11 protein-coding genes and 1 pseudogene are annotated in these 15,774 nt (G+C 65.7%); 5 read left to right on the top strand and 7 right to left on the bottom strand.

All coding sequences use genetic code 11. The features are described from left to right. Positions 1 to 32 precede the first annotated feature (32 nt). From dpdF to AB0G20_RS16335, 6 genes are all read right to left on the bottom strand, one after another. The gene (dpdF, locus tag AB0G20_RS16360) at positions 33 to 2,627 is read right to left on the bottom strand and encodes a protein DpdF (protein WP_361302079.1); all 2,595 of its coding nucleotides are present in this window, start codon (positions 2,625 to 2,627) and stop codon (positions 33 to 35) included. Further along, complete coding sequence (dpdE, locus tag AB0G20_RS16355) at positions 2,620 to 5,931, bottom strand: protein DpdE (RefSeq protein ID WP_361302076.1); 3,312 nt, start codon at positions 5,929 to 5,931, stop codon at positions 2,620 to 2,622. Before dpdE ends, dpdF begins: the two co-directional genes overlap by 8 nt. An 820-nt stretch (positions 5,932 to 6,751) precedes the next feature. After that, a complete protein-coding gene (dbpB, locus tag AB0G20_RS16350; RefSeq protein ID WP_361302073.1) occupies positions 6,752 to 7,855 on the bottom strand; it encodes a DGQHR domain-containing protein DpdB in 1,104 nt (367 codons plus the stop codon). Between the two features lie 38 nt (positions 7,856 to 7,893). Then, positions 7,894 to 9,114, bottom strand: a complete 1,221-nt coding sequence (dpdA, locus tag AB0G20_RS16345; RefSeq protein WP_361302070.1) for a tRNA-guanine transglycosylase DpdA — start codon at positions 9,112 to 9,114, stop codon at positions 7,894 to 7,896. Further along, positions 9,111 to 10,244 carry a DGQHR domain-containing protein DpdB gene (gene dbpB / locus AB0G20_RS16340; RefSeq protein ID WP_361302067.1) on the bottom strand — a complete coding sequence of 378 codons (1,134 nt, stop codon included), beginning with the start codon at positions 10,242 to 10,244 and terminating at the stop codon, positions 9,111 to 9,113. Before dbpB (AB0G20_RS16340) ends, dpdA begins: the two co-directional genes overlap by 4 nt. Further along, positions 10,241 to 10,804, bottom strand: coding sequence for a hypothetical protein (locus AB0G20_RS16335; protein ID WP_361302064.1), 564 nt, complete (start codon positions 10,802 to 10,804; stop codon positions 10,241 to 10,243). Before AB0G20_RS16335 ends, dbpB (AB0G20_RS16340) begins: the two co-directional genes overlap by 4 nt. A 456-nt stretch (positions 10,805 to 11,260) precedes the next feature. Here AB0G20_RS16335 and queC point away from each other — a divergent pair, with 456 nt between their 5' ends. From queC to AB0G20_RS16310, 5 genes are all read left to right on the top strand, one after another. After that, complete coding sequence (gene queC, locus AB0G20_RS16330) at positions 11,261 to 11,956, top strand: 7-cyano-7-deazaguanine synthase QueC (RefSeq protein ID WP_361302061.1); 696 nt, start codon at positions 11,261 to 11,263, stop codon at positions 11,954 to 11,956. Then, complete coding sequence (gene queE, locus AB0G20_RS16325; protein WP_361302058.1) at positions 11,956 to 12,591, top strand: 7-carboxy-7-deazaguanine synthase; 636 nt, start codon at positions 11,956 to 11,958, stop codon at positions 12,589 to 12,591. The genes queC and queE overlap by 1 nt, the downstream gene beginning before the upstream one ends. Beyond that, positions 12,591 to 12,947 carry a 6-carboxytetrahydropterin synthase QueD gene (gene queD / locus AB0G20_RS16320; protein ID WP_361302055.1) on the top strand — a complete coding sequence of 119 codons (357 nt, stop codon included), beginning with the start codon at positions 12,591 to 12,593 and terminating at the stop codon, positions 12,945 to 12,947. Before queE ends, queD begins: the two co-directional genes overlap by 1 nt. A gap of 4 nt (positions 12,948 to 12,951) precedes the next feature. Beyond that, positions 12,952 to 13,725: a GTP cyclohydrolase, FolE2/MptA family gene (locus tag AB0G20_RS16315; protein ID WP_361302052.1), complete on the top strand. Its 774-nt coding sequence runs from the start codon at positions 12,952 to 12,954 to the stop codon at positions 13,723 to 13,725. Between the two features lie 402 nt (positions 13,726 to 14,127). After that, positions 14,128 to 14,643 carry a VUT family protein gene (locus tag AB0G20_RS16310; protein WP_361302049.1) on the top strand — a complete coding sequence of 172 codons (516 nt, stop codon included), beginning with the start codon at positions 14,128 to 14,130 and terminating at the stop codon, positions 14,641 to 14,643. A 612-nt stretch (positions 14,644 to 15,255) separates the two neighbouring features. Here AB0G20_RS16310 and AB0G20_RS16305 read toward each other — a convergent pair. Then, positions 15,256 to 15,659, bottom strand: a pseudogene (locus tag AB0G20_RS16305) (type II toxin-antitoxin system PemK/MazF family toxin). Positions 15,660 to 15,774: the final 115 nt, after the last annotated feature.

Below are 15,774 nucleotides of genomic sequence, written 5' to 3'. Positions count from 1 at the left end.
TGGTATTGAAGATTCCGCAAGCAACAGGGCCACTAGAACGACTCCAAGGCAGTACGTACCCACAAGTGGGCGCGGTGGATTGCAACAAGTGGGGTGTCGGGGCGATCCGGATGCGCCAAAGACCGTGGATGCAGCAGGTACGTTACATCCTGAGAATCAAATCGCATCGTCAGTTCCTCTCCCATGTGGGAGGCGGAAGGGTCCAGCAACCAGACCATCGGGTTGGTGTAGCGGCCCAGGAGGTCCTCGTCCCTGTCGACGACCAGAGGGCGGGGCCGCACGTCGCGCTGCAGTCGCCGGGTGGCAAGTCGGGCGAGTCCCGGACCGCCGAGGACCGACATCCCCCGCACAGCCAGGCGCTCGAGCAGTTCGGGCACCAGGTCGGTGAACTCCTGCTCGGTTTCCCAGTACAGGGACAGGCACGGCAGGTCTGCGCGGAACCGCTTAAGAGGATCCTCGTGCCGGTTCGGCCACGATGGCACGGCGGGCCAGGGCTCGACCGCGAGTCGGTAGTAGCCCTCCGGTGCGGTCCGCGGCGGCCCCTGCTTTCGGCAGGGCGGGCATCCACGGCAGGTGACGCCAGTGGTCAGGACGCCTTTGCGGTAGGGCACGCGATAGTGGTCGGCGAGTGCTTCGCCCCAGCAGCGGTCGCTGCGAAGGATCTCTCGCAGCCGGCCGGCGGCGTCACGCTGGTCGTTAATGATCAGCCGACGGACGTCGTTGAAGCGCTGCAGGAAGTAGACACGGTCGTTGGTCTGCCCGTCCACGAGGAAGACGTCGAACTCTTTGCCCAGCGACGCATAAAACGCATCGAGGCGTTCTTGCCAAGCCGTGTCGGCCTCCTGCGTGGCGCGCTGGGGGGGGTCGGTGATACTCACCTTGATGAGCCCCGCTCTGACCATAAAGTTCAGGATGCGTTCGTTCCAACTGCGGTGGCGGCCGAACCCTTCGGGCATGTCGGCCGGCAGGGCTTCGAGGCTGAGTCTGTGGGCGCCGTTGGCGGTGGAGGTGCGCCCCACCCACATAGCCCGCCACCGGGACCAGGCACGCTCGGCGGTCAATTGCGGGCTGCGGTTGATGCTTTCGGCCAATTCCTCGTCCCCAGGGGCGGTGGCCATGTAGGCGATGCAGGGGTTGCCGTCACGTCCGGCGCGGCCGACCTCTTGGTAGTAGCGGTCCGTGGTCTCCGGAAGGCAGGCGTGAACCACGGTACGCACGTCGGCGAGGTCGACTCCCAGGCCGAAGGCCGAGGTGCCCACGACCACGTCGAAGCGCGTGGTTGCAGGCCCGGCCGCGGTCGATCCCGCCCAGCCCTCAAGAGCCTGCCGCCGCTGTTCGTCGGTAGATTTTCCGGTGACCTGGGTGACACGGCGAAAACCGGCCTGGCGCAGCCGTTCGGCCCAGTCGACGGCGTCTTTGACCCGGGTGGTGTAGAGCGCCAGCGGCCGAGGCAGCATGGCGACCGCGTCAATCACGGCTTGGTTACGGCTCTGCTCGTCGGGGCAGGTGTCGACGTAATAGCTGGGCTCATGCCGTAGTTGGGAAGCCCATATCACCTCGGCCTGCCCTTCTTCGGCGAACAATTGCTCCAACAGGCTGACCTGCTGGTGGGTGAGAGTGGCACTCATCGCCACCGTCACCGGCGCCTGGTTTGGTGGGGCCTTGCGCAGCCAGGTACGCCGGTGGCTGGCCATGGTCTGGAACTCGGGCCGAAAGCCGGTGCCCCACTGCTCTACCAGGTGCGCCTCGTCGATGACGAAGTACTGCAGCAGTCCGGCTTCGGCGGCGTCCTCCAGAGGCTTCTTCAGCGCCGTCACCACCGCCTCGGGAGATGTGAATAGCACGCGCTGGCGACCAGTCCGCACGTCCTCGCAGATCTGTCGCTTGACTTCCTGCGGCATGCCGCCGGTGTAGGCATAGCGGCCGGTCGGGCTCTGCCTACCCTGCAGAGCAAGGGCAGATTGCGTCCTGGCCTCCATGTCCAGAGCGAGAACGACGGTGGGCACGACCACGACAGACACTCCCCCGCGGGCTCCTGTCAGCAGCGCGGCGGCCTGGGCCACGGCGGTCTTGCCATGGCCGGTGGGCAGGCACACGATCGTGGTGCTGCCCGCGGGAGCCAGTGCGACGGCCCGTGCGGCCTGCTGCTGTCCGACGGAGACGTACTCCTGGTAGCCGAGGGCCTCGGTCCAATAGGGATCGGCCGGCTGGGATTCGAGGTGGCGCCGGTGCAGTGAGTCTTCTCCCAGGTAAATCTGCTGCAAGTCCTCCCGTGCGCTCTGCTGTGCGTGGGGTGTCAGGGCGCGCGGATGCCATTCCAGGGCAAAAACACGCAATCCACGTCCGGTGGGCAGCGTCCTGCAAGCCATCTGCTCCCACTGCTCGCGGCTGGGCAGAGCCGCATCCAACGGCACCTCTAGGCCGGCATGGTTACCCCTGGCCGCGGCCTCCAGCAGGACTTGGCGGGTCAGGGCCGCGATGTCGCGCCAGTCGACCGCGTCGGTCCGCTTGGCCGCCCGGTCGGCCAAGGCGTCCTTCAGCCGTTGCAGCGTCCCCGTCGCGGTCGTCGCTGGCACCTCGGGCCATGCCGAGAACAACTCCTGTGCGTGCGCCCACAGATCACCCATGGTGGTTCACCGTCCGGTATCCACCGCGCACGATGCAGGTGGCGGCCACCACGCGCACCGAGGGACGACTCAGGCCTTCCGTCAGATCCCGCGCCACGGCCACGTCCAGCAGGTAGCTCTCGGTGTCGCCCAACAGATGCCCGGCCGCACGTCGCGCCTGCGCCTGCGCACTCGCCACGGCAAGCTGCTGTCGTGCCTGGTCCTGGGCCGTAACGCACTTGCCCACCAGATCGGTTGCCTGGACGAGGTGGGCGCGAGCCACCTCCTCAGCTGCTTCAGCCGTGCGCCGGTAGTCCTGCCCGCCTCCGAACACGGTGATCAGCTGCTGATGGTTGGTGAAGTTGTAGTTCTGGTCGCCCTGCCGACCGTAGGGGGCGTCCAGCCAAGCGCACGCCTCAGGATTGGTGAGAGCTGTTCGGTGTCCGGCTGGCACCCAGACCTTGCGGGTGAATGGTGCGAGCAGGCGGTCGGCCTGGCGCCGCAGTGCCCGCCTCGCTTCCGGTACGTCCGCGAGGTGCTGAAGGGCGGAGTTGATGTCGGCCTCGACGAGGTACTCAAAGCCGAAGTACGCCTCGTCCGCGCCCCGGCAGGCCGGGTCAAAGCGCCGGAAGGCCGTGGCCTGTCCGCGTTCGTCGGTGAAGACGATGCCCGCCAGCATGTCGACGAAGGGGTTGCCCGAGCGAAAGAGCCGAGTCCCTGGTGCTCGCAAGGCTGTGGAGCGGTTGAACACGCCCTGGGACATATGGGGGTGAATGCTTTCGGTGGCCGCCTTGCGACGCTGGGGGTCGAGCAGGGGGCGCGAGGAGGCGATATCGAAGAGGTCACGCTGGTGACCGGCGACGGTGCGTACGTCATGCCGGAAGCGCAGGCCGCCACTGCTGTCGTCAGCGTAGTGCACCAGGTTCTTGCGCAGCGTGCGCCAGTCCTGTTCCAGGCGGTCGAGTGCGCCCGTGGTCTGACGTGCCTGTTCCGACGTCTCGTGGCTGGATTCCAGCATGTCCATGGTGTCGATGTCCCGTTTGGCCTGGCGGAGGTCCTCGCGCAGCGCAGGTGCCAGGGCCGTAAGTCCTGCGGGGCCGTCGGTCAGCGCCCGCCGCCACACTCGGGCCAGTCCTTCGGCGATGATGTCCTGAAGAGTTGACACCGATGCGGTGAACAGGTCGTACCCCTCGTGGAGGAGGCCGGCCCAGGCGCCGCAGAACATCTCGTTGCCCTCGCGGTCACCGATGCGGAATTGCTGCGCCGGCCGATTTTGCCGCAGCGATTCCACTCCCCGGTAGCGGTCCACCCGTCCGATCCGCTGCTCGAGGCGATTGGGGGACCACGGCAGCCGCATGTGCACCAGCGTGTCGGCCGCTTGAAGGTTCAGTCCGTCCTCGGCCGAGGTGTCGGCGACGAGGACCTGGCACATTCCCGCGTCCTGCGAGGCACGCCATGCCTGCACCGCACGTTCGCAGGCGTCCGCGCCAGCTTTTGTCGTGTGCAGGCCTACCAAGGCACTCGCCGCGTGGGCGGCGGTGAGGGCGGCCGCCAACTGTGCGGCCATGGAACCTGGACCACAGAAGATCACCACCTTCGTCCCGGGACGCATCACCGGTGCCAGCACCTGGGCAAGGGAGGTGCAGGCGGAGGCATCGAAGGAGTTGGCGCACTGGTTGCTGTAGGCCTCCAGCAGGCTGCCTTCGCCCGGCAGGGCGATTGGCGCCGTGAGCAGGTGTCGTTCTTGTTCGGTGAGTCCGGCGCGGTCAGCGGCGTGCTCATCGAGGTGAGTGCGCCAGCGCAGTGCGCACAGCAGGTCCTGAGCCGGGCCCCCGGCCCGGGAGGCCAGCACCGCCAGTGCCATGGCGAACGCCGTGTACTGGTGGTCGTCTGCTTCCGTGTCCATCAGGTGGTCGGCAGCAAGCGTGCGCCACTCGAGCAACAACTCCTGGCCCAGGTGGTGTTCGTCCCGGTCCACCGCGAGCAGTCGCGGGCGGGTGCGGCCCCTGACCTCGTAGGGCACCAGGTCCGTCTCCTCGTCCTCTTGGAGCACGGAGGCGCGACGGTGGCGGATGACCCTGCGGTGCAGACGGTAGGTCTCGCTGAGATGAGCTCTCAGGCTCTCCACGCGCAGCCCCAGTTCGGGAGCCTGATCCTCGTCCGCCAGATCAGCGTCCTCGGTGAGCAGGTCCAGTACTCCGGCGGCCAGGTCTTCGAAGCGTGCATCAGGCGGCAGTAGGTCTCGCAGGCTTTCAATAGTCATCGGCAGCAGTGCGGGGAAGTAGGCGTCCAGTTGGAACACGCCATCGGCCAGGTCCTTGCGCCGCCGGTAGCGCTCCCCGAAGGCGGCACGGTCGTCCCACCGGTACAGGTCCTTGTCCAGCAGATGCAGCAGGCCGAGGTGGGTGACGTAGTGAGAGGTCACTGGAGTGGCCGACAGCAGCAGCAATCGGGCGGCCGAGTGTGCGATGCCGCACAGTTCCTGGTACGGCGATTGCGTGGGCTCGGTGATGCCGTGGACGAGGAGATGCGCCTCATCCACGATGAGCAGGTCGGCGCCTCGGTAGGTCTCCCACTTGCGGGGGGTCTCGTGGGCGGTGAAGGTGATGTGTGCATCGGGGAAGTCGTCGATGAAGAACTTCTCCAGCATCTCGCTGCGCCACTGCCTCACCAGAGGTTGGGGCGCAACGACGACGATCCTGGCGTGGGGGTTGTCGATGAGGGTCTGCCGCATGACGTAGCCGGCCTGGACGGTCTTTCCGAGTCCCACCTCATCGGCCAACAAGTAGCGCTGCACCGGGTCGGAGAGGACCGTCAGGGCGGCCTGCACTTGGTGGGGGTAGATCTCCACGGCGGCGGAGAGCAGTGCAGGAATGCTGCCGCTGGCACTGCGCTGGGCGATGAGGCTGTGCAGCATCGGCAGGCGGGCGTCGTGGAAGTAGCCGGACTCGTTTCCGCCGGCTCCGAGGGTGGCCACCGGATTGCGTACCGGTTCGTCCCAGCGCACGTGCAACTCGGCCGCCTTGACGGGCAGGTGCACGTCCGGATGATTGGGGAACTGTACGTAGTACACGCCCGGGTCGCTGCCCCGCACCCGTCCCACGGTCCACACGCCCGTGCTGGGATCGCGCCGGTAGACCCGCGTCTCCTCTGGCAGGGCCACCGGCGTGCACAACCGTGCAGCGATGCGCTGCTGTAGCGCAACAGGTTCCGCTATCGACTCGAAGAAGTCGACCTGGACACTGTCTCCTTCAAGCGCCCCTACACGCCCCACCCCCCGCGAACCGGCGAACCGGACAAAATCCCCCACCCTCAGCCCCGACATCGCACTTCCTTCACGAGATGCTCACATCCAGCCGGTTGAAGCGTAAACCGCACCACCGACAACGCCCTCGTCGAGTGGACAGCCTCGGGCGATCGCGCTTCATTGACGTGTTAGGTCACCGCACCAAAGCCGCAACCCGGGCCGCCCCCACCACTCCGAACAGCGCCACCCTGCCCCGCCCCACCGCCCCTCCAGGCCACCTACAGGAAACCGGGGGTGAGATCACGATAAGGATGATCATGTAGTTTCATAACCCATACAGTTGATCCGGTCAATACTGAGCACAAACGGTCAGTGCCTAACGTCGCGGGACACCCTGATGCCCGCGGTGCCGGGTAACTGCAGGCACTACGGGCCGGGGAGTCGCTGTGACCGATGCCCTCGGAACCCAGCCGTCGATCACAGAGCTGACGCCCAACCTGCCCCGGCTGATGGGGCCGGAAGGTATGGGGTGCCACGAGACCTGCCCCCACGGACAGATGCAAGCGTGGCAGGACGAGGCGTCAACCGCCCGGCGCTTGCGTTCGAGTTACCCCGCTGCCCGGCATCGGGTTGACGACTGTTGCCGCGTACTGTTGCAGGTTCATCAACATCAGTAACCAGGGCCTCGGTCGGTCCCGCCAGCGGCCCGACCGACACTCACCGGAGTCAGACGGCATCCTCATGGGTTGGTGATCGACGGCAAAGCGCTGGCGGCAGCACCGCACAAGCAGACGGCGACTGCCGCACTGAAAACGGATCCGCCCGCCACCGGATGCCGGTGGCGGGCGGATTGCGGTCATTCGCGTGCCCCGGAGCCGGAGCACGACAAACGGTCAGGTCAGCTGTGTACGGCGCGGACCAGCAGGTCGGTCAGGAGGCGAACGTCGTTGGGAGTGTTCTGCAGACCGTTCCAGCGGCGCTGCTCGCCGTCGGCGAAGCGCCACATGCCGGAGGTCCAGGCAGTGATCGGCATCAGGCCCAGAACAGCGTTGCGCACCGCGTCGCAGTCGACGTCTTCGGCAGGCATGCCATCGGTGAGGCTGTCCATGACGAAGCCCATGGCCTGGATGCCGGCGCCGTGGGTGAGGCGGGACTGGCGGGGCGGGAGTTTCCAGGCGTCGCTGAAGGTGTCCTTGACGATGGCCCAGAAAGAGCGCAGGTGCAGCAGCATGCGGTCGACGTCGCCGGAGCCGTCTTCGGGGTTGCGGTACTGGTAGAGAGCACCCTCGAAGAGGCTGTGCTCCAGCATGCGGAGAACGGCAGTGTCTTTGATGTTGCCGTCGGGTGAGGTGGGGCTGGCGATACGGCCGTAGAAGGGGCCCTGGCCGTCGGTGTTGAGGCGGGTCATCAACTGGGCGGGCAGACGCTTGCGGGCGTAGGTGGGCGGGAGGTGGCCGCTGGTCTCGGGCAGGAGCTCATGGATGAGTCCCTTGGGTAGCGGCTTGGTGGAGTTGACCAGAATGAACTGGGAGCGCTGATCGTCGTGGTTGTCGGCGATGAACCCGACGGCGGCGACGGGGAATTCGACCAGGTCGGCGTCACGGATGGCGGCGCTGCGCTGCTGGCCATCGACGATCAAGGCGGGCTTGTCCTCGTCGGAAAGGGACTCGTCGACAGGGATCACCAACTCGCCGGGGATGGAGTAGTCGACGCCAGCGACCCGCCGCGCCCCGCTCTCGAACCTGACGCTCTCGTCGAAGGCCAGGACCAGAGCGTTGGGGAGCATGGCGTTGTCGGACTCGAGGTAGCGGCGGATGCCGCGGATGTGGCTAAGGACCTCGGGGCGCTGGTAGCCCTGGAGGTTGCTGTCGCCGTCGCGGCGTACGCGGGAGACCGCGGCGAAGCTGTGAACCTTCTTGCCGTCGACGGCGAAGCAGTAGATCTTTCTTCCGCCCTGGCGGATCTCGAGCGCCGGGAGCCTGAGTTCGTATCGGTCGGCCATTGCATCTCCAGACATATGAAAAGAAGAAAAGTGGGGGTTCACCCGAAGGTGAGGGAGCGCATTTTGGCCTCGAGTACGGTCAGATTGTGGAATCCTCGGCGTTTGTTCCGCTCGGTTCCCCGGAATATTGCGATCTCGATGCCATGTTTCTTGCACAGGGCGCAGGGGCAGGCGCGCCAGGGAGCATCGCTGAGGATGCGCTCGTAGTATGCGAGGTAGCTCTTCTTCTTCGGGCCGAGGACGAGCGACTCGTAGACAGAGAGGGCGTCGAGTACCTCTTCGAGCGAGTTCTCTCCGCTGTCGAATTCCCGTAGTGCGCGCAGGCAGGCACGTTCTGCGGTGATGGCCTGAGCCTGGGAGACGCTTCCGGACAAAATGAGGCGTTTGAGTGCGGGGTTGCCGTCGACTTGGGGGACTCTGATGGCGGTATAGGCACCGGTGGCGGTGTGGTAGTTGTTGCGGTCGTCCATGAAGGCCTGGCGGAAGGCGGAGGTACTGTCGAAGCTGGTCACGCCGTGGCGGGCGAACTGCTCCATGCTGTCGACGCGGTTGATGCCGAGCAGGTGTAGTTCGGTGTCGTGGTTGCGTACTTCGTCGATGGCCCGCAAGCAGGCCAGGATCTCGTGGGACTTGAGGGGGACCATGCCGCCGAGGGCGATACGCCGGTACCCCATCTTCTGCAGTTGCGCGACGGAGTGGGCGTAACTGTCGGGTCCCCACCCCTGGGCGGCGCCGACGGGTTCGAAGTGGGCGCCGTGCTTTTTGGTCGCGGTGAGAAAGTTCTCAGCGAGTTCCAGGGAGATCTGCTGGCGTTCCACCCACGCCGCTTCTGGTTCCGTGTCGGATTCTTGAGGGATGTAGCCGAAGATGATGTGGTCGATGCTGATTCCGGCGTCGAATCCGCATCGGCCGTAGAAGTCAAGGACTTCGTCGACTTCGTAGGGTGGGCGCTCTTCGTCGATATAGTTGAAGGCGCCGCAGTCTCCGATGGTGGAGCATTCGTCGGGGAGACGGAAGAAGTTCCTCACGCCCAGGCGGTAGAAGCGCTCGCGCTGGGAGGCAGAGTATTTACCTGCACCCTTCATGGATCCGTCGACAACCGCCTTGCTGACAAGGATCCCGTCGTAGGGGATCGGTGTCACGGCCTGGTGGGCGTAGACGTCATCGCGCTGACGGACTCGGTAGGGCGAGTACTCATCGTTGATGAAGTCGTACGTGGGGCTCACCAGGTCCTGGCTGTCAGGGAAATAGAATTTCACGCGGCCTTTGCCTTTTCCTGCACATAGATACGGAGGAGGTAGTTCGACAGGGTGCTGATGTGGCGGGGGTTGTTCTGGAGTTCGTTCCAGGGGGTGTTCAGGTCGGGCCAGCGTCCCTGGGTCCAGCGGCAGTGCGGTGCGATCAAGGCGAGTTCGTCCCGCGCCAACTTCACGGCATGGGGTGAGGCGGGGTCGATGGCCATCATGACGCGATCCATCAAGCGTCCCATGGAGCGGATGCCGACGCCGTGCATCAGCCGACTCTTGGTCGCCGGCAGCCCCCACGCGTCGGGGAAGGTGTCGCGCACCGCGGTCCAGTAGACGACGAGGATCTGGCGGATGGTGGCCGTGTCGACCGTGCCATTGGACAGATTTTTGTAGGGAAAGAAGGCGCCTGACGGGGAGTTGAGGGATTCCTGGATGGCCGTGGTGAGGCTGTTGTCCGTGACGACGGCGTCCGTCTTCTGCTCGGCCGTGGTGGACGGGCGGCGCACCAGGCCTCGAAAGGGTGAGTCCTTGTCGTGATTGAGGGCCTCGACCAGCACGGCGGGGAGTTTGCGGGCGGAGAGCTTGGTCGGCAGCAGGGTGCCGACTTCCGGGAGGAGTTCGGTCACGAGATTCGTGGGCAGCGGGGACACCGTGTTCACGCGCAAGAACTGGTCGCGCTGGGTTTCCAGGTCTTCGGCAACGAAGCCGGCGATGGTCACAGCCAGGCGGGTGTTGCGGGTGCGAGCCAGGGCGAGGCTGCGCTGCTGACCGTCGACGATCCAGGCGGGCCGGGGGGCGTCGGGGGCATCGGGCAGTGTGATCTCCAGCGTGCCCGAGGTGCACAGGCCGTCGCTGCTGCCCGGGCCCGGGCTGGACTTGAACCGCACGCTGGAGGGCAGCGCCATGATCAGCCCATTGGGAAACAGGACCTCCTCGCCGTCGAGGTACTCGAGAATCTGCTTCACGTGCTGCTTCTTCTCGGGGCGTTGGTAGCCGATCAGTTTGCCCGCTTCGTCTCGGGAGATGCGGGCGACGTCGGCGACCTGGTGGACCTCTTCCGCCGCCAAGGTGAACACATACAGCGGGATCGTGGGGTGCTGCTCGATCCGCAGCGCCCGACGCTTAAGCACAGTGGAGGTCATCGTTGGCCAATCGTTGACGAGTACAGTCCTGCGAAGCGCTTCTGTTCGCAGGCCATCCCCTCGTCTCTCAGTAGGCGTAGTAGGCGCGTACGGGACGCATGTGGGTAGCGGCTTTTCATGTCCTTGATGAAGTCGATCACTGCAGCGTCCGACATCGGGGTGCGTGCATAGCGTTCCGGGCGGGCTGCCTGGTCGACCCAGGTCGTCCAACGTTCTGTGGCGGCAGGGGTAATGAGGCGGCCGGGAGTGCAGTGCTGCAGCCAGGCTGCCGCCGTGCGGGCGTTGAGGCTGGTGAGGGTGCCGCCCAGGGCGTAACGTAGGGCGGCGTTGGCTGGAATGCGCAGCACGCCGTCCAGGTCGCAGGCGCCTCCGATGAGCACCGTGTCCGCTCCGCTGGCCGCCAGGGCAAGCAGTTCGCGGTGCATGGCTTGGGCGTACGTCTCGGACAGCACCACAAGAATTCGCCCGGCAGAAGCCGCAATCTTGGACAAGTTATGACTTTCGTCCATGCGCTGCAGATGATCCCACCAGTCGGCCGCCTGGGACGTGGAGGAAGCCACGGAATCTGCATGTCGAGACATGAAAGTGGCCGCGTAAGGGGGGGCAAGACTGGAGACTGATCGTAGGCCCAGTCCGGCCGAGGCCACATACAGGCGAGGGGCGAACCCGGCGTGGGTCGCAGCGGCCGCTAGGGCTTGAGCGCGCCTCCACTGGTCCCCTTGGTAGAGATGCGCCAACTCCACCCGCCCCTCGGAGGCGGTGCGGAGGCGGCGTTCCCACTCCACGGCCTTTTCGGACAGGTCCGCGGCAGGCAGATCGCGGACCCGCAGGGCGGTCACGGGTGGTGAGGCCTTCCGGTCCGTGCACGTGACCACGATGGGCAACTCGTTCACTGCGGTTCGACCTCTGGCTTCGTTAACTCGTCTGTTGTCGTAGTTACTGTAGCCGGTAGTTACCGGGGTAGGCTTCCTCTGCCTCAAGTGAGGCAACTGGACATCAGACAAGGGAGTGACAGCATGGACCGTCCCGCGATCGTGTTGCTGAGCGGCGGCCTGGACTCGACCACGGTGCTGGCCATCGCCAAGGACCAGGGATTCACTCCCTACGCGCTCAGCTTCCGCTACGGTCAGCGCCACTCCATCGAACTGGAGGCAGCCCAGCGGGTCGCCCAGGCACAGGGGGTGGCCCGGCATGTCATCGCCGACATCGATCTGCGGGTCTTCGGCGGCTCTGCCCTGACGGCCGACATCGAGGTGCCCAAGCACGAGTCGCTTCAGGACACACCCCAGTCCGGAGTACCGATCACGTATGTGCCGGCCCGCAACACGATCTTCCTGTCGTTCGCACTAGCCTTCGCCGAGACCGTCGGCGCCAGCGACATCTTCACCGGGGTCACGGCCGTGGACTACAGCGGCTACCCCGACTGCCGCCCCGAGTACATGGAGGCCTTTGCCACGATGGCCAACCTGGCCACCCGAGCCGGCGTCGAAGGCACCTCCAAGATCACACTGCACTCCCCCCTGATGACACTGTCCAAGGCCGACATCGTCCGCGAGGGCCTGCGCCTGGGCGTGGACTACTCCCTGACCTCCTCCTGCTACGACCCCGCCGAGCAGGGACAGGCCTGCGGCAAGTGCGAGACGTGCCTGCTGCGCCTGAAAGGCTTCGCCGAAGCCGGCGTGAAGGACCCGGTCCAGTACCAGAGCGCCTGATGACCTACCTGATCAAGGAAATTTTCTACACCCTCCAAGGGGAAGGCAGTCACGCAGGACGCCCTGCGGTCTTCTGCCGCTTCTCGCGCTGCAACCTGTGGACCGGCCGGGAGCGCGACCGCGCCCGCGCCATCTGCCAGTTCTGCGACACCGACTTTGTCGGCACCGACGGCGAAGGAGGCGGCCGCTTCACCACCGCCGACGACCTAGCCGCCGCCGTCGAAGCCGCCTGGCCCACCGCCGAACGGGCACACCGGTTCGTGGTGTGTACCGGAGGAGAACCCCTGCTGCAGTTGGACGAGGACGCCATCAACGCCTTCCACGACCGCGGCTTCGAAGTCGCAGTGGAAACCAACGGCACCCGTCCGGCGCCCCGGGGTATCGACTGGCTGTGCGTGAGCCCCAAGATCGGCTCCACACTGGTCCTCACTCACGGCGACGAACTCAAGCTGGTCTATCCCCAGGCCGGCGGTGACCCCGCCCAGTTCGAAGACCTCAACTTCCGCCACTTCAGACTGCAACCGCTGGACGACGCTCATCGCGAGGCCCACACCCGCGCCGTCGTCGAGTACTGCATGAAGAACCCGCGCTGGACACTTTCCCTCCAGACGCACAAGTATCTGGGAATTCAGTAATGGAAATCTTTCGCGAGTTCACCTTCGAAGCAGCCCACCGCCTGCCACGTGTCCCCGAAGGACACAAGTGCGCCCGCCTGCATGGCCACTCCTACGAGATCACCGTGCACGTCGAAGCGCCAGTGGATGCGGAAGCAGGCTGGGTAATGGACTTCGGCGACGTCAAGCGTGCGTTCAAGCCTATCGACGCACAACTAGACCATTACTACCTGAACGACATCGAAGGCTTGGAAAACCCCACCAGCGAGAACCTGGCCCGCTGGATCTGGGACCGGATGATCGCCGAACTCCCCGCCCTGTCAGCGATCACCGTGCGCGAGACCTGCACCTCCGGTTGCACCTACCGAGGCGAGTAGCAACATGCACGATATCCAAAACGAGACCGACCCCCGCGGCATCGCCATCGACGAAGTAGGGATCAGCGGCCTGCGCTACCCCGTCACGTTCGATGACGGCCACACACGCCAACACGGCATCGCCGACATCAGCGTCACCGTCGGCCTCCAGGCCGACCGGCGCGGCACCCACATGAGCCGCATGATCGCTCTGGTGCACGAGGAAGTGGCCACCCTCGCCCCGCAGGAGTTGCCCATCGCCCTCAAACGAGGGCTCGAGCTGCTCGAAGCCCCCACCCTGGTATTGACGCTGTCCCTGCCCATCGCCACGACCGTGACCGCACCCGCGAGTAAGCGACAGTCGTGGCAAACCCATGACGTCACCATTACCGGCCGCATCACCGCCGACACCTGCACCGTCGCCACCACGGTGACCACCGACGTCACCAGCCTGTGCCCGTGTTCCAAGGCCATCTCCGACTACGGTGCCCACAACCAGCGCAGCGAGATCACCCTGACGGTCACCGGGACAACGGACGCGCCCTACCCCCTGGCGATCCACGAAATCGTCGACCTACTGCGCAACGTCGGCTCCGCCCCTGTCTTCCCCCTCATCAAGCGGTCCGATGAGCGCGTCGTCACCATGCAGGCCTACGACCATCCCGTCTTCGTAGAAGACCTCATTCGCGAAATAAGCCTCACATGCCGCGAAAAGGGTCTGAACCATGCGATCCGCGCGAAGAATCTGGAAAGTATTCACAGCCACGACGCCATCGCCAGCCTGACCTACACCGACTAAACCCACGTCCTCGCCCGCGCCTCAGGCCGGAACCGGGGGATGCCATCCCCTTCCCTACGCCGTGCCTGCCGCGGCGAGGCGCATGGTTCCGCCCGAGCCCGCGGGAGGCGCCCACTGGCGGCTATGCACGCGCCCCGCGGCCCGTAAAGCGAGCCGGCACCCGCGACACTGTCTGGCGCGCCCGCCGTCGAGAGGCCCACCCCTGTCCCTCAGTGCGCGCATCGCCCGCCTGACCCCAGGCGGATTTGCCCACCGGAACCAGGCACTTCCCAGCACTGCAGCACGGACCGACGCCCTCGGGGTGTCAGTACCCTGCGCTGTACTGTCTGCACGTTCGTCCAACCGCCCGTCCGCCGCTGGAGCCGAGCGCAGCACCCCGCCGACCTAGACAGAAAGTAGATCGTGAAGGCCCCCGCTCCTGCCGGCATCGCCACAATCATCGCCTACATCGCCACCATCCCGGCCGCCAACTTGGCCGTCACTCACTTCGGCGCGGTACCCGTCGGCCTCGGTTACGTCGCACCTGCCGGCGTCTACCTCGTCGGCCTGGCGCTCGTCCTGCGCGACCTCGCACGCGAGGCGACCGGCCGTGGCGCCATCCTCGCCGCCATAGCCATCGGCACCGTCCTCTCCTACCTCCTCGCCGACCCCAGCCTCGCCACTGCCTCAGCGGTCGCTTTCGCCGTCGCTGAAACCATGGACTTCGTCGTCTACGAACCCCTGCGCGAGCGAGGACTACTCGTCGCGATACTCGCCTCGAACACCGTCGGACTTCTCGCCGACAGCCTCCTGTTCCTCCACCTTGCCTTCGGGTCCCTCAATTACCTGCCTGGACAAATCCTCGGCAAAACGTGGATGACCTTCGCAGCCGTCATAGTTCTGGCGCTACTGCGGCGCCGTTATCGCGTTAACGCCTGAACGTCCCCAACTATCATTCACACATGGCAGGAAACCTCACTGCAATCGCCTTCACTCAGGCCCTGCACAGTACAGGCCTGTCGCTCAAGCGGCCGCCCGCAGGTGTACGCCTCGCGGCCTCTGATCGGGGGCGAGCTGCCGCACCCTGACCATGCGCGAACTCCTCGCGCTGCTGGGCCCCAGTCTGGTGGCCTCGCAAGGGTGCCTTCTGGCATCTGCTTGCCCTGGAGTGACACAGACTCTGCTCTCGGCCTCCATCCCGGCACACTGGGTGGAAGGTAGGCGAGGCAGCCTTCGAAGCCGCGCCGTACTCCTTGGCCGCCGACCACGCCGGGTAGACGACAGTCGGGCTGCGAGAGGCGTTGGACGGTGTCCAGTTCGATCACCGTTCGCGCCACGCGGGGCCGGGACATACTCCAACTGCGTGACATCGCCGACGAACAGCGGTGGACAACCGCGGACGTCTGCGGACCATCAGTTCAAGTGAAGAACACGTCGCCCCTAGTACTCCAGCCGTAGATCGTGATCTCGATGGTGAGAGGCGCCGAGGCGACAGTCGGACAGCGTCGACCATCTGGCCGAGACCGCCCACGCCGTCGGCTCCTTCTCCCTCTATCCGAGTTCACCGAGACTTAGAGCGTCCCTTATCTCGCTGAGCTTCGCGGTCGTCGCCGGGGTCTGCTCCTGCGCTTGTTCAGCGAGTCGGAGGGCGTCGTCAATCTCGCTGAGTTCGCCGAGGACAGGACGGCCGCCCGCTCTATCAGGTCGTCCCGTGACACAGGGGTCAGCCACGTGCAAGGGGTGAAGCCTGGACGCGGGAACGCGAGCCGCAGCACGGTCTTCGAACGGCAGTCCTTCACCGGCGCCCACCATCACTTCGATGCCCAGACGGCTGATGTCGACGCCCGCCGGAGCACGACCTGCATCACCCGGATCCCGGACGCGTCGTCTCCCGACAGCAGTACGACCAACCTCCGCTCGGCGAACTGCACCCACCAGACTTCGCCACGTTGCACAAGTCCTCCAGACACAGGACGGCAGGCAGACCCTGCGCGAACCTGACGCGCTGTGGAGACGGGTGCGGCCACCGTTGATCATCGGTGTGTGAAGACAAACGATCATGCGGTGACC

Source organism: Streptomyces sp. NPDC024017 (assembly GCF_040638895.1).
Classification (GTDB): domain Bacteria; phylum Actinomycetota; class Actinomycetes; order Streptomycetales; family Streptomycetaceae; genus Streptomyces.
The sequence above is the reverse complement of the archived record's forward strand: the minus strand, read 5'-3'. Positions and strand labels throughout refer to the sequence as shown.